Annotated in this window: 11 protein-coding genes; 10 read left to right on the top strand and 1 reads right to left on the bottom strand. The window is 68.3% G+C overall.

All coding sequences use genetic code 11. The features are described 5' to 3' along the window. The first annotated feature begins 66 nt into the window (after positions 1 to 66). The gene (locus F624_RS0109970; protein ID WP_019574155.1) at positions 67 to 1,230 is read left to right on the top strand and encodes an ABC transporter substrate-binding protein; all 1,164 of its coding nucleotides are present in this window, start codon (positions 67 to 69) and stop codon (positions 1,228 to 1,230) included. Between the two features lie 3 nt (positions 1,231 to 1,233). Here F624_RS0109970 and F624_RS0109975 read toward each other — a convergent pair whose 3' ends face one another. Beyond that, positions 1,234 to 1,833 carry a lipocalin family protein gene (locus tag F624_RS0109975; RefSeq protein WP_084679477.1) on the bottom strand — a complete coding sequence of 200 codons (600 nt, stop codon included), beginning with the start codon at positions 1,831 to 1,833 and terminating at the stop codon, positions 1,234 to 1,236. Between the two features lie 265 nt (positions 1,834 to 2,098). Here F624_RS0109975 and scpC point away from each other — a divergent pair, with 265 nt between their 5' ends. The 9 genes from scpC to F624_RS0110020 all read left to right on the top strand — a co-directional run bounded on the left by scpC (position 2,099) and on the right by F624_RS0110020 (position 12,449). Next, positions 2,099 to 3,613 (top strand): succinyl-CoA:acetate CoA-transferase ScpC, encoded by a 1,515-nt coding sequence (gene scpC, locus F624_RS0109980; protein ID WP_019574157.1) that lies wholly within the window; start codon positions 2,099 to 2,101, stop codon positions 3,611 to 3,613. 52 nt (positions 3,614 to 3,665) lie between these two features. After that, positions 3,666 to 4,592: a bestrophin family protein gene (locus tag F624_RS0109985; RefSeq protein ID WP_019574158.1), complete on the top strand. Its 927-nt coding sequence runs from the start codon at positions 3,666 to 3,668 to the stop codon at positions 4,590 to 4,592. 100 nt (positions 4,593 to 4,692) lie between these two features. Then, positions 4,693 to 6,111: a phospholipase D-like domain-containing protein gene (locus tag F624_RS0109990; protein ID WP_019574159.1), complete on the top strand. Its 1,419-nt coding sequence runs from the start codon at positions 4,693 to 4,695 to the stop codon at positions 6,109 to 6,111. 100 nt (positions 6,112 to 6,211) lie between these two features. Beyond that, a complete protein-coding gene (locus F624_RS0109995) occupies positions 6,212 to 7,204 on the top strand; it encodes a tripartite tricarboxylate transporter substrate-binding protein (RefSeq protein ID WP_019574160.1) in 993 nt (330 codons plus the stop codon). Between the two features lie 100 nt (positions 7,205 to 7,304). Continuing rightward, positions 7,305 to 7,829, top strand: a complete 525-nt coding sequence (locus F624_RS0110000) for a 3'-5' exonuclease (protein ID WP_019574161.1) — start codon at positions 7,305 to 7,307, stop codon at positions 7,827 to 7,829. A gap of 75 nt (positions 7,830 to 7,904) precedes the next feature. Then, positions 7,905 to 8,663, top strand: a complete 759-nt coding sequence (locus F624_RS0110005; RefSeq protein ID WP_019574162.1) for a TetR/AcrR family transcriptional regulator — start codon at positions 7,905 to 7,907, stop codon at positions 8,661 to 8,663. After that, positions 8,660 to 9,601 carry an SDR family oxidoreductase gene (locus tag F624_RS0110010; RefSeq protein WP_031254636.1) on the top strand — a complete coding sequence of 314 codons (942 nt, stop codon included), beginning with the start codon at positions 8,660 to 8,662 and terminating at the stop codon, positions 9,599 to 9,601. Before F624_RS0110005 ends, F624_RS0110010 begins: the two co-directional genes overlap by 4 nt. Further along, on the top strand, positions 9,598 to 11,211 hold the full coding sequence (locus F624_RS0110015) for an acyl-CoA carboxylase subunit beta (protein WP_019574164.1): 1,614 nt from the start codon (positions 9,598 to 9,600) through the stop codon (positions 11,209 to 11,211). The genes F624_RS0110010 and F624_RS0110015 overlap by 4 nt, the downstream gene beginning before the upstream one ends. Before the next feature lie 59 nt (positions 11,212 to 11,270). Further along, entirely contained in the window at positions 11,271 to 12,449 is a 1,179-nt protein-coding gene (locus tag F624_RS0110020) for an acyl-CoA dehydrogenase family protein (protein WP_019574165.1), read from the top strand. Positions 12,450 to 12,461 lie beyond the last annotated feature (12 nt).

Consider the following 12,461-nt stretch of genomic DNA (forward strand, 5'->3'; position numbering starts at 1 on the left):
GGGAAAGTGCCGGTGGCGCGGGCAGGGCCGGGCCGTATAACGGACACACCCCAAAAGGAGACCCGAATGAAGAGACGTTTCGCCCCGGCCTTCGCCGTGCTCACCCTCAGCGCCACCGCCGCCCTGGCCCAGAGCCAGGGGGTCAGCAAAGACACCCTCGTGATTGGATCGATCCAGGACCTGTCCGGTCCGCTGGCCGGCTTCGGCAAGCAGGACCGCCTGGGCATGATGCTGCGGGTGGACGAGATCAACGAGCAAGGCGGCGTGAACGGCCGCAAGATCAAACTGCTGGTGGAAGACTCGGGCTACGACCCCAAGAAGGCGGTGCTGGCGGCCCAAAAGCTCGTCAACCAGGACAAGATCTTTGCCATGGTGGCGCACATCGGCACGGCCCAGAACCTGGCCGCCATGCCGGTGCAGTTCGACAAGAACGTGATCAACTTCTTCCCGGTCACCGCCGCGCGCGAGATGTACGAGCCCTTCCACCGGCTCAAGTATTCTTTCGCGGCCACCTATTACGACCAGATCCGGCTGGCCGCGCCGCAGCTGATCAAGGAAAAACAGGCCAAGAAGGTGTGCGCCCTGTACCAGGACGACGAGTTCGGCCTGGAGGTGCTGCGCGGCGGCGAGGCCGCCCTCAAGGCCATGGGCAGCGACTTTGCCGAGAAGACCTCGTACAAACGCGGCGCCACCGATTTCTCCTCGCAAGTGGCCAAGCTCAAGGCGGCCAACTGCGACTTCGTGGTGCTGGGCACCATCATCCGCGAGACCATCGGCGCCATCGGCGAATCGCGCAAGATCGGCTTCAACCCCACCTTCCTGGGGTCGAGCGCGGCCTACACCGACCTGATCCACAAGCTGGGCGGCAAGCCCATGGACGGGCTGTACGCCACCATGACCGTGCAGCACCCCTACCTGGACGAGGCCGCCCAGCCGATCCGCTTCTGGGCCAACAAGTACAAGACCAAGTTCAACGAAGACCCCACTGTGTTCTCGGTCTATGGCTACAACGCGGTGGACGCCTTCATCCGCGCAGCCCAGAAGGCCGGCCCCAACTTGAGCACCGACAGCTTCATCAAGGCCATGGACAGCATGGTCATCCCGCCCGACATCTTCGGCAGCCCCGAGGCCAGCTTCGGCCCGCAAAAGCGCCTGGGCAACAACCTCAGCCGGATCTCGCAGATCCAGGACGGGCGCTGGAAGGTGGTCTCGGATTACGTGAAGCCCTGAATCTCAAGGGGTGGGCCCCTGGGGCGAGCGCTCCAGGCGCCCCACGTCCAGCCCCTGCGCGGCCAGGCGCTTGAGCAAGGCCTCGTAGACCGGCGCCGGCACGCTGGGCGTGCGCGACAGCACCCACAGGTACTCGCGGCGGGGCTCGCTCACCGCGGCCAGCTGGTAGCCCTCGTCGAGGTCGATCACCCAGTAATCCCCCCACACCGCCGGAATGAACGACAACCAGGCCGGCGCGAAACGCACCTGCAGCCGGGGTGAATCGGCCGCACCGATCTGGCGGGCCTGCCCCACGGCTTTTTCGACGCTGCCGTCGGCCACACGGCACTGGTTGACGACGCGCACCGCCCCCTCCGGGGTGCTCTGGTACTCGGCCCGGGTGTCGGCCACGCACTGTTTCTGGAATCGGTTCGGAAACTTGGCCACCTCGTACCAGGTGCCCAGGTAGCGCGGCAGATCCAGCCGTTCGATCGACCGCAGCGCGGCCGGCTCCGCGGCCTGGGCCGAAGCGCTCAGGCCGCTCCCCCAGCACACACCCACCAGACACAGCGGAGCAAGCAGACGGCGCCATGCCGGCCGGGATGGCTTCAAAGAATGTGACATGAGAACCTTTTTTTGTTGATGCATCATCGTTTTAAGAAAAAGACAAGACTGCGCTGTCCAGCAGCAACTTGGCGTCAAGTATGTCGATACTGATATCAAAACAATTCTTTTCGCATCTAATTCGTCTTTTTACAAAAACGTATTTGAGCAAATGTTGTTCAGGAAACAGCAAGGGTTTCTACCAATTTGTAAGTTTCTGCCTGCTAGACTCCCGCGCTTCTGGCGCAATCCCAGACGCCAGCAAACCGACTGGAGACCTGACCGCATGAGCCCGACCGACCGCATCCGCAGCCCCGAACTTCTGTCCAAGGTGATGAGCGCCGAAGAAGCCGCCGCCCTGATTCCCCTGGGCGCCAACGTGGGCATGAGTGGTTTCACCGGAGCAGGTTACCCCAAGGCCGTGCCTCAAGCACTGGCCGAGCGCCTGGCCGCCTGCCATGCGGCGGGCCACACCGAGGCCCGCATCGGCCTGTGGACCGGGGCCTCCACCGCGCCAGAGCTCGATGGCGCTCTGGCCAAGGTCAACGGCATTGAAAAACGCCTGCCCTACCAATCCGATCCGACCCTGCGCAAGCTGATCAACAACGGCCAGGTCCGCTACCTCGACATGCACCTGTCGCACGTGGCCCAGATGGCCTGGTTCGGCTTCCTGGGTCACCTGGACGTGGCCGTGGTCGAAGTGGCGGGCATCCTGCCCGATGGGCGCCTGATCCCCTCGTCATCGGTGGGCAACAACAAGACCTGGCTGGACCAGGCCGACAAGATCATCCTCGAGGTCAATGAGCTGCAAAGTGCCGGCCTGGAAGGCATGCACGACATCTATTACGGCACCCAGTTGCCGCCGAACCGCAAGCCCATCCCCCTGACCCACCCCAGCGACCGCATCGGCGAGCCCTACCTGCGCTGCGACCCGGCCAAGGTGATCGCCGTGGTGCGCACGCGTCAGTCCGACCGCAACTCGGTGTTTGCCGCGCCTGATGCCGTGTCCGAGCAGATTGCCGCGCACATCATCGACTTCATGAGCCATGAGGTGAAGCAGGGCCGCCTGCCGGCCAACCTGCTGCCGCTGCAGTCGGGGGTGGGCAACATCGCCAACGCCGTGCTGGCCGGCCTCAACAAGGGCCCCTTCGAGAACCTGACCGCCTACACCGAGGTGCTGCAAGACGGCATGCTCGACATGGTGCGCTCGGGCAAGCTGAGCTTTGCCTCGGCCACCGCGCTGTCGCTGAGCCCGCAGGCCACCGAAGAATTCAACCAGAACATCGACTTCTACCGCGAGCGCATCGTGCTGCGCCCGCAAGAGATCAGCAACCACCCCGAACTGGTGCGCCGCATGGGCGTGATCGCCATGAACGCGATGATCGAGGCCGACCTGTACGGCAACGTCAACTCCACCCACATCATGGGTTCGAGCATCATGAACGGCATCGGCGGCTCGGGCGACTTTGCGCGCAACGCCTACCTGTCCTTCTTCGTCACGCCCTCGGTGGCCAAGGACGGCGCCATCTCCTGCATCGTGCCCATGGTCTCGCACGTGGACCACACCGAGCACGATGTCGAGATCATCGTCACCGAGCAGGGCCTGGCCGACCTGCGTGGCCTGGCGCCCACCGAGCGCGCCAAGCTGATCGTGGAACGCTGCGCCCATCCCAGCTTCCGCCCCCAGCTGCAGGACTACCTGGACCGCGCCGCCAAGAGCTCTTCGGGCCTGCACACGCCCCACCTGCTCAATGAGGCCCTGAGCTGGCACAGCCGCTTCCTCGAAACGGGCAAGATGTGACGATGACCGAGCCCTTGGTGCCACGCGGAACCCTTCCAGACGGGGGGCCTCCGTGATCGTCCGCGACCGGCCCAATGGGCTCAAGCTCTTCCTGCTGATGCGCGGCTCGATCATGCCGCGCATCTTCCGCGTGCTGGCCTTCAACATCCTGCTGGCCACGGTGGTCACCCTCACCCACGGGGCCCTGTTCCACACCAAGGTCACCCTCACCGCGATCCCGTTTTCGCTGATCGGCCTGCCGCTGGCCATCTTCCTGGGTTTTCGCAACACCGCCGCCTACGACCGCTACTGGGAGGCGCGCAAGCTGTGGGGCGAACTGGTGCTGCGCAGCCGCAACCTGGCGCGCCAGTGCCTGCACCTGATCGATGCCCCACCGGCAGGCCAGCCCGACCCGCGGCGCGTCATGGTGCTGCGCGCCGGGGCCTTCTGCCACGCCCTGCGCCTGCTGCTGCGCAACGGGGGCGATCCGCGCGAGCTGCAGGCCCTGGTCACCGCCGAAGAATGGGCGGCCGTGGCGCCCAGCAGCAACAAGCCGCAGGCCCTGATGATGCGCATGGGCGCCGATCTGGCGGCCTGCCGCCGCGCCGGCCTGCTGGGGCCCAATGAACTGGTGCACATCGATGCCACGCTGTCGGCCATGACCTCGGCCGCCGCCTCGTGCGAGCGCATCAAGAACACCCCGGTTCCGTTTTCGTACACCCTGCTGCTGCACCGCACGGCCTACGCCTACTGCTTTTTGCTGCCCTTCGGCCTGGTCGACACCCTGGGCTTCATGACCCCGGTGGTGGTGGCCATCGTGGCCTACACCTTCTTCGGCCTGGACGCTCTGGGCGACGAGATCGAAGAGCCCTTCGGCCTGCTGCCCAACGACCTGCCGCTGGAGGCCCTGTGCCGCCACATCGAGATCCACCTGCGCGAAGCCCTGGGCGAGACCGATCTGCCGCCCCCGCTGCAACCGGTCGACTACTGCCTGTTGTAACGCACCCCGCCAGCCGGCCCGCCAAACGCAAGCAGGTGTGACAACACGGCGGCCCGCCGCAGGCCGCGCCTAGAATGCGCCGCAACCCTGGGCCACTTTCATGCTGTTCGTTCTCACCCCCTTCGACTGGCTGACCCTGCACGGCTTGGTCACGGTGGTGTCGGTGCTGATCTATGTGGTCACCTCGCATGTGATGCGCCAGCGCCGCCACCCCACGGCAGCCATCGCCTGGGTGTTCTTCATCCTGCTGATGCCTTACGTGGCCTTGCCGGCCTACCTGACCTTCGGCTCACGCAAGCGCCAGCGCCCCACGCCACCGCCCAAGAGCCCCCCGCCAAGCGATGCCGCCCTGGCAGGCGATGCTGAGCAGCGCTGGGTCTGCGACACCCTGCTGGCCCTGGGCCAGGCCAGCCCCTCGGGTTACCACAGCCTGCAGCTGCATGCCGACGGCCACGAGGCCCGGCAGGCCTTGCTGAGCGTCATCGAAGGCGCCCGCCACAGCCTGGACATTGCCACCTTCATCTTGAAGGACGACGCCCTGGGCACCCCGGTGATCGATGCCCTGTGCGCCAAGGCGGCGGCCGGCGTGCGCGTGCGCCTGCTGCTGGACGGCCTGGGCAGCCTGATGGCCGGCCGCCCCCGGCTCAGCCGCTTCACCCGGGCCGGCGGGCAACTGGTGTTGTTCGTGCCGCCGCTGCACTCCCCCCTCAAGGGCCGCATCAACCTGCGCAACCACCGCAAACTGGTGGTGGCCGACGCCGGCGGCCCACAAGCCCGGCTGTGGTGCGGCGGGCGCAACCTGGCGGCCGAGTATTTCGAGGGTGAAGCCGGCCAAGCCCCCTGGCGCGACCTGAGCTTTGACCTGCAAGGCCCGCTGGTGGCCCAGGCCCACTGGCAGTTCGAGCACGACTGGGCCTTTGCCAGCGGGCGCCGCCCGCCGCCCAATCCACCCCACCCACCCCTGGCCAGCGCCCCCGCCCTCACCGGGCAGGCGCAGTGGGTGGCCTCGGGCCCCGACCAGGCCGACGACACCGTGTACGCCATGCTGCTCACGGCGGCCTACCGGGCCAGCCACCGGCTGTACCTGGTCACCCCCTACTTTGTGCCCGACCCGGCCCTGCTCAACGCCCTGTGCCTGGCGGCGCGGCGCGGGGTGCAGGTCGAACTGCTGCTGCCGGCCCGGTCCAACCACCGCTTGTCAGATGTGGCCCGGGCCCGGGCCCTGCGCGCCCTGGTGCAGGCCGGCGGCCAGGTCTGGCTGCTGCCCGGCATGCTGCACGCCAAGCTCGCGGTGGTCGACGACAGCCTGGCCCTGGCCGGCTCGGCCAACCTGGACAGCCGCAGCCTGTTTCTGAACTACGAGCTGATGGTGGCCTTCCAGTCCGCCCACGATGTGCAGCGCTTTGCCGCCTGGTTCGAGCACGAGCGCCAGGGTGCCCGCCCCTACCGGGCCCAGGCCCCGGGCCTGGTGCGCGACCTGCTGGAGGGCATGCTGCTGTGGGTGGGCTTCGAGCTTTAGCGCCAGACTTGAGCGGGTACGGCAGGGACTGGTTATCCCGGCCCGGCAGATGGGTGACATGCGCTTACATTCTTAGCTGCACTGAAATCCTGGAGCCTTTATGCACAAGCCCCGTCCAGATTGGGACCGCCGCCAGACCCTGCAAGCGCTGAGCCTGCTGGGTGCTGCAGGCCTGATCGGCACCGCCCGCGCCGAAGCGCCGCTCGAAGGCGGCACCCTGAAGATCGTCGTGCCCTACCCTGCGGGGGGCACCTCCGACCGCGCCGCCCGCCTGCTGGGCGATGCCCTGGCCCCGCGCCTGGGGGTGCCCGTGATCGTCGAGAACCACGTGGGCGCCGGCGGCCGGCTGGCCGCCCAGCAGTTGTGGCGCGACAGCTCGGGCCAGAACCAGCTGCTGCTGGCCAACCCCGCCACCATGCTGGTGGCCCCGCTGGTGTTCAAGGACGTGGGCTACGACCCCGACAAGGATTACCGGCCCGTGTCGCAGATCACCCGCTATTCCTTCGGCCTGGCCGTGGGCGCCGGGGTGCCGGTGCGAGAGTTCGCCCACCTGCGCGCCTGGATGACAGCCAACCAGGACAAGGTGGCTGCTGGCGTGCCCGCCACCGGCAGCCTGCCGCATTTCTTCGCCCTGATGCTGGGCGAGCAGTTGGGTCTGAGCCTGCCCATCGTGGGCTACCGCGGCTCCGCCCCCCTGCTCAACGACCTGATGGGCGGCCATGTGCCCGTGGCGGTGGACACGCTGGACGCCCTGGAGCCCCTGCACAAGACCGGCAAGCTGCGCATCCTGGCAGTGTCCAGCGACGAGCGCGCCGCCTCGCTGCCCACGGTGCCCACCTTCCGCGACGTCGGGCTCAAGCTGTCGGCACTGGGCTGGAACGTGCTCTATGCCCCGGCCAACCTGCCGGCGGCCCGGGCCCAGCGCATCGCCGCCGCCGTCACCGCGGCCATGGCCCAGAAAGACCTGCAGGCCCGCTTTGCCGCAGCCGACATGGAGCCTGTCAGCAGCACGGCCGAACAGACCCGGCGCATGCTCACGGCCTATGCCGCCCAGTGGACCCCGGTGGTGCGCAAGTCCGGCTTCCAGCCCTGAGCCAGCCCCTGAGCAGCCCTCTCATCAGGCCCCAAAGTTGCTAACCCCTGTGCAGGGCCGCCCAAGCGACCCTTCAAACCAACAAAGGGAGGAGCGAGGCATGCACGCAGACGCCACGCTGGAGGAGGCCACCCTGGCCCCCGCCGTGATCGATATCGAAGCCTCCGGATTCGGGCGCGGCAGCTACCCCATCGAGGTCGGCTTTGTGCTGCCCGATGGCGAGGCCTGGTGCAGCCTGGTCCGGCCCGAGCCAGGCTGGCTTCACTGGGACCCGTCGGCCGCGCGGGTGCACGGCATCACGCAGGAATGCCTGCTGAGCCATGGCCGGTCCTGTCGCGAGATCGCCGAACTGCTGAACCAGCGCCTGCGCGGCCTGACGGTCTACACCGATGGCTGGGCCCACGATTACAGCTGGATGGGCCGCCTCTATGAGGCGGCCGACCTGCTGCCCAGCTTTCGCCTCGACAACCTGTTCGTGCTGCTCGACGAGGCCCGGCTGGCGCACTGGGATGCCACACGCCAGGCGGTGGCCCTGCGCCTGCAACTGCAGCGCCACCGCGCCAGCGCCGATGCGCGCGTGCTGCAGGAGACGGTGCGCCAACTGAGCCAGCAGCCGCTGCGCTGATCCTGTGATTTGATCCTTTTATTTTCACAAAGCATCTGCTTGCTATAAATAAAAGGTTTTGTTATCGTGCCGTGCATGGATGCCACTGCACGCCGCCGCGCGACCCCCGAACCTCCACTGGAATCCCCCCAGAAAGCCGCCCCATCGGCCCCGTCTGCCGCTGCCGCTGACAGCCCCCCACCCAAAGCCAGCGAAACCAGCGAAGCGACCGAAGCCCGTCGCCCCCGTGGCCGCCCCCGCAAAACGGTGGAAGAGCTCGACGACGGCAACCGCCGCCGCGCCCTCATCGAAGGCGCCGCGCGCCTGTTCCGCACCCAGGGCTTCGATGCCACCAGCACGCGCGACATCGCGGCCGCGGCCGGCATGCACAGCGGCTCGCCCTTCTACCATTTCGAAAGCAAGACCGCCCTGCTGCATGCGGTGATGGACGAGGGCATGGTGCTGGCCCTGCACAGCCAGAAAAACGCCCTGGCCCTGCTGCCGCCCAGCGCCTCGCCGCGCGAACGCCTGCGCGTGCTGGTGCGGCATCACTTCGAGATCCTGCTCGGGCCCCACAGCGACTTCATCCCGGTGATGCTGTACGAATGGCGCTCGCTGAGCCCGGCCCAGCAAAAAAGCATTGCCCGCGTCAAGGACGACTACGAAGGCCTCTGGATGCCGGTGCTGCAGGCCCTGGCCGAGCAGGGCGCGCTGCAGGCCGAGCCGGCGGTGGCGCGGCTGTTCATCTTCGGCGCCCTCAACTGGTCGGTGCAGTGGTTCGACCCGCAGCGCGGCATGACGCTGGACCAGCTCACCGAGCAGGCCCTGGCCCTGTTCACCCGGGAGACCCCATGACTGCACCAGCCCCCTCGCCCCACTACCGATCCGTGTTCGCGCCAGGCCTCTTCAAGGACCAGGTGATCCTGGTGACGGGCGGCGGCTCGGGCATCGGCCGCTGCACCGCCCACGAGCTGGCCCGCCTGGGCGCCCAGGTGGTGTTGCTGGGCCGCCAAACCGACAAGCTGGCCACCGTGCAGGCCGAGATCGAGGCCGATGGTGGCCGCGCCAGCACCGAGCTGTGCGATATCCGCCAGGAAGACGCGGTGGTGGCCATGGTGCAGCGGGTGCTGGCCCGCCATGGCCGCCTCGACGGCCTGGTCAACAACGCGGGCGGCCAGTACATGACCCCGCTGTCGGCCATCTCGGCCAAGGGCTGGGAGGCCGTGGTCAACACCAACCTCACCGGGGGCTTTCTGGTGGCGCGCGAGTGCTACCGCCAACACATGGCCGCCCACGGCGGGGCCATCGTCAACATCGTGGCCGACATCTGGGGCTCGATGCCGGGCATGGGCCACAGCGGCGCGGCGCGGGCCGGCATGGTCAGCCTGACCGAGACCGCCGCGCTCGAATGGGCCGCCGACGGGGTGCGCGTGAACGCCGTGGCCCCGGGCTACATCGCCTCCAGCGGCATGGACCACTACCCGCCCGAGGCCGCCGAACACCTGCGCGCCATGCGCCAGACTGTGCCGCTGGGCCGCTTCGGCCACGAGGCCGAGGTGTCGGCCGCCATCGTCTTTTTGCTGAGCCCGGCCGCCAGCTTCATCAGCGGCAGCACGCTGCGCGTCGATGGCGCCCGGCCTCAGACCCGCCTGGGCTGGCCCATGGCCGTGCCCACACCGGCCCAGCGCGAACGCGCGGCGGTGCGCCCCTTTGATGGCTTTCACCGCGCCCAGGTACCGCGCGTGTTCGCCCAGACCGACACCCCGCCCCAAGCCCAGGAGCCCCAGCCATGAGCCGCTTCGAATCCCGCTGGAACCCGCAAGCCCCGGCCGCCCTGCAACGCCGCGAGGCCGTGCTGGCCCGGCTGGCCGCGCTGCGCGCCCTGGAAGACCGGGCCGCCGCCGCCTCGGCCCGATCGCGCCCGGTGTTCGAGAAACGCGGCCAGCTGCTGCCGCGCGAACGCGTGGCCCTGCTGCTCGACCCGGGCAGCGCCTGGCTGCCGCTGGCCACGCTGGCCGGCTACCTGTATGACGTGACAGACCCGGCCCGCTCGGTGCCCGGCGGCGGCATGATCGCCGGCATCGGCCAGGTGTCGGGCGTGCGCTGCATGGTGGTGGCCAGCGACTCGGGCATCGAGGCCGGCGCCATCCAGCCCATGGGCCTGGAAAAGATCCTGCGGGTGCAGGAGATCGCCCTGCAGAACCGGCTGCCCTTTGTGCACCTGGTGGAGAGCGCCGGCGCCAACCTGATGCGCTACCGCGTCGAGGGCTTTGTGCATGGCGGCAGCCTGTTCCGCAACCTGGCGCGCCTGTCGGCCGCCGGCATCCCGGTGATCACGGTGCAGCACGGCTCGGGCACCGCGGGCGGGGCCTACATGCCCGGCCTCAGCGATGTGGTGATCATGGTGCGCGCACGCTCGCGGGCCTTTCTGGCCGGGCCGCCGCTGCTCAAGGCCGCCACCGGCGAGATCGCCACCGAAGAAGAACTCGGCGGCGCCGAGATGCACTGCAGCGTGTCGGGCCTGGGCGAGTACCTGGCCGAGGACGACCGCCACGCCCTGGCCCTGGCACGCGAGGTGCTGGCCACGATCGACTGGCCGCCCCAGCCCGCCGCCCGGGCGGCCACGCCCCCGCTCTACCCCGCCGACGACCTGCTGGGCCTGATCTCGGACGACCTGCGCCAGCCGGTCGACATGCGTGAGGTGATGGCCCGCCTGGCCGATGGCTCCGAGCTGCTCGAGTTCAAGCCCCTGTATGGTGCCGCCACCCTGTGCGCCCAGGCGCGCATCGAGGGCCGGCCGCTGGGCCTCATCAGCAACAACGGCCCCATCGATGTGGCCGGTGCCAACAAGGCCACCCACTTCATCCAGTGGATGTGCCAGCTGGGCCACCCCATCGTCTACCTGCAGAACACCACGGGCTACATGGTGGGCAAGGACAGCGAGCAGGGCGGCATGATCAAGCACGGCAGCAAGATGATCCAGGCCGTGACCAACGCCACCGTGCCCCAGATCACGCTGCAATGCGGCGCCAGCTTCGGGGCCGGTAACTACGGCATGTGCGGGCGCGGTTATGCGCCGCGCTTTCTCTTCACCTGGCCACAGGCGCGCACCGCGGTGATGGGGGGCGAGCAGGCCGCCCGCACCATGCAGATCGTGACCGAGGCCGCCCTGGCGCGCAAAGGCCAGATCCCCGACCCCCAGCAGGCCCAGACACAGTTCGAGCAGATCGTGGCCATGTTCGAGGCCCAGGCCGATGTGTTCCACACCAGCGCCCTGCTGCTGGACGACGGTGTGATCGACCCGCGCGACAGCCGCGCCGTGCTGGCCCAGTGCCTGGCCCTGTGCGCCGAGGCCGAAGCGCGCCCCGTGCGGCCGATGCAGTTCGGGGTGGCCCGCATGTAAGCCCACGCCGCCAGAGGCCAGTCGCGCCCCTCTCATGAACGACAAAACGGAGACAAACCATGCAATTCACCCATGAGCACCGCGAGATCCAGAAGACGCTCAAGCGCTTCATCGACACCGAGATCAACCCCTTTGTGGACGAGTGGGAAGAGGCCGAGATCTTTCCGGCCCACGAGGTGTTCAAGAAGATGGGGCAGCTCGGCCTGCTGGGCCTGACCAAGCCCGAGGCCTATGGCGGCGCCGGCCTGGACTACAGCTACGGCCTGGCCATGACCGAGACCCTGGGCCACATCGACTGCGGCGGCGTGCCGATGGCGATTGGCGTGCAGACCGACATGTGCACCCCGGCGCTGGCGCGCTTCGGCAGCGACGAACTGCGCCGCGAGTTCCTGGCCCCGGCCATCGCGGGCGATGCGGTGGGCTGCATCGGCGTGTCCGAGCCCGGCGCCGGCAGCGACGTGGCCGGCATCAAGAGCGTGGCGCGCAAGGACGGCGACGACTACGTCATCACCGGCCAGAAGATGTGGATCACCAACAGCCTGCAGGCCGACTGGATGTGCATGCTGGTCAACACCGGCGAGGGCCCGGTGCACAAGAACAAGAGCCTGATCATGGTGCCCATGCGCGAGGGCCGCAATGGCCGCCTCACCCGCGGCATCGAGGTGGCGCGCAAGATCAAGAAAATCGGCATGAACAGCAGCGACACCGGCCTGATCTACTTCGACGAGGTGCGGGTGCCGCAGCGCAACCTGATCGGGGCCGAGGGCCAGGGCTTCATCTACCAGATGCAGCAGTTTCAGGAAGAGCGCCTGTGGGCCGCCGCCAGCTGCCTGCAGTCGCTGGAGAACTGCCTCAACGCCACCATCGAATGGGCCCAGGAACGCAAGATGTTCGGCGCCACCCTGGCCGACCAGCAGTGGGTGCAGTTCAAGCTGGCCGAGATGAAGACCGAGCTGGAGAGCCTGCGCGCCCTCACCTACCGCGCCTGCGAGCTGTATGTGCAGGGCCAGGACGTGACCGAGCTGGCCAGCATGGCCAAGCTCAAGGCCGGGCGCCTGAACCGCAGCATCCCCGACGGCTGCCTGCAGTTCTGGGGCGGCATGGGCTTCACCTGGGAGAACAAGGTGGCCCGCCTGTACCGCGATGGCCGGCTGGGCTCGATCGGCGGCGGCGCCGACGAGGTGATGCTGGGCATCCTGGCCAAGATCATGGGCATCGCCAAGCGCTCGCGCGCCTGAGACCCGCAGGAG

Origin of the sequence: Curvibacter lanceolatus ATCC 14669, assembly GCF_000381265.1 — a bacterium.
GTDB lineage: Bacteria > Pseudomonadota > Gammaproteobacteria > Burkholderiales > Burkholderiaceae_C > Curvibacter > Curvibacter lanceolatus.

Excerpts from the sequence above, each read along its gene's own strand:
- F624_RS0109975 (WP_084679477.1), bottom strand. The coding sequence starts at position 1,833 with ATGTCACATTCTTTGAAGCCATCCCGGCCGGCATGGCGCCGTCTGCTT.
- F624_RS0109990 (WP_019574159.1), top strand. The coding sequence starts at position 4,693 with ATGCTGTTCGTTCTCACCCCCTTCGACTGGCTGACCCTGCACGGCTTG.
- F624_RS0110005 (WP_019574162.1), top strand. The coding sequence starts at position 7,905 with ATGGATGCCACTGCACGCCGCCGCGCGACCCCCGAACCTCCACTGGAA.
- F624_RS0110015 (WP_019574164.1), top strand. The coding sequence starts at position 9,598 with ATGAGCCGCTTCGAATCCCGCTGGAACCCGCAAGCCCCGGCCGCCCTG.
- F624_RS0110010 (WP_031254636.1), top strand. The coding sequence starts at position 8,660 with ATGACTGCACCAGCCCCCTCGCCCCACTACCGATCCGTGTTCGCGCCA.
- F624_RS0110020 (WP_019574165.1), top strand. The coding sequence starts at position 11,271 with ATGCAATTCACCCATGAGCACCGCGAGATCCAGAAGACGCTCAAGCGC.
- F624_RS0109995 (WP_019574160.1), top strand. The coding sequence starts at position 6,212 with ATGCACAAGCCCCGTCCAGATTGGGACCGCCGCCAGACCCTGCAAGCG.
- F624_RS0110000 (WP_019574161.1), top strand. The coding sequence starts at position 7,305 with ATGCACGCAGACGCCACGCTGGAGGAGGCCACCCTGGCCCCCGCCGTG.
- scpC (WP_019574157.1), top strand. The coding sequence starts at position 2,099 with ATGAGCCCGACCGACCGCATCCGCAGCCCCGAACTTCTGTCCAAGGTG.
- F624_RS0109970 (WP_019574155.1), top strand. The coding sequence starts at position 67 with ATGAAGAGACGTTTCGCCCCGGCCTTCGCCGTGCTCACCCTCAGCGCC.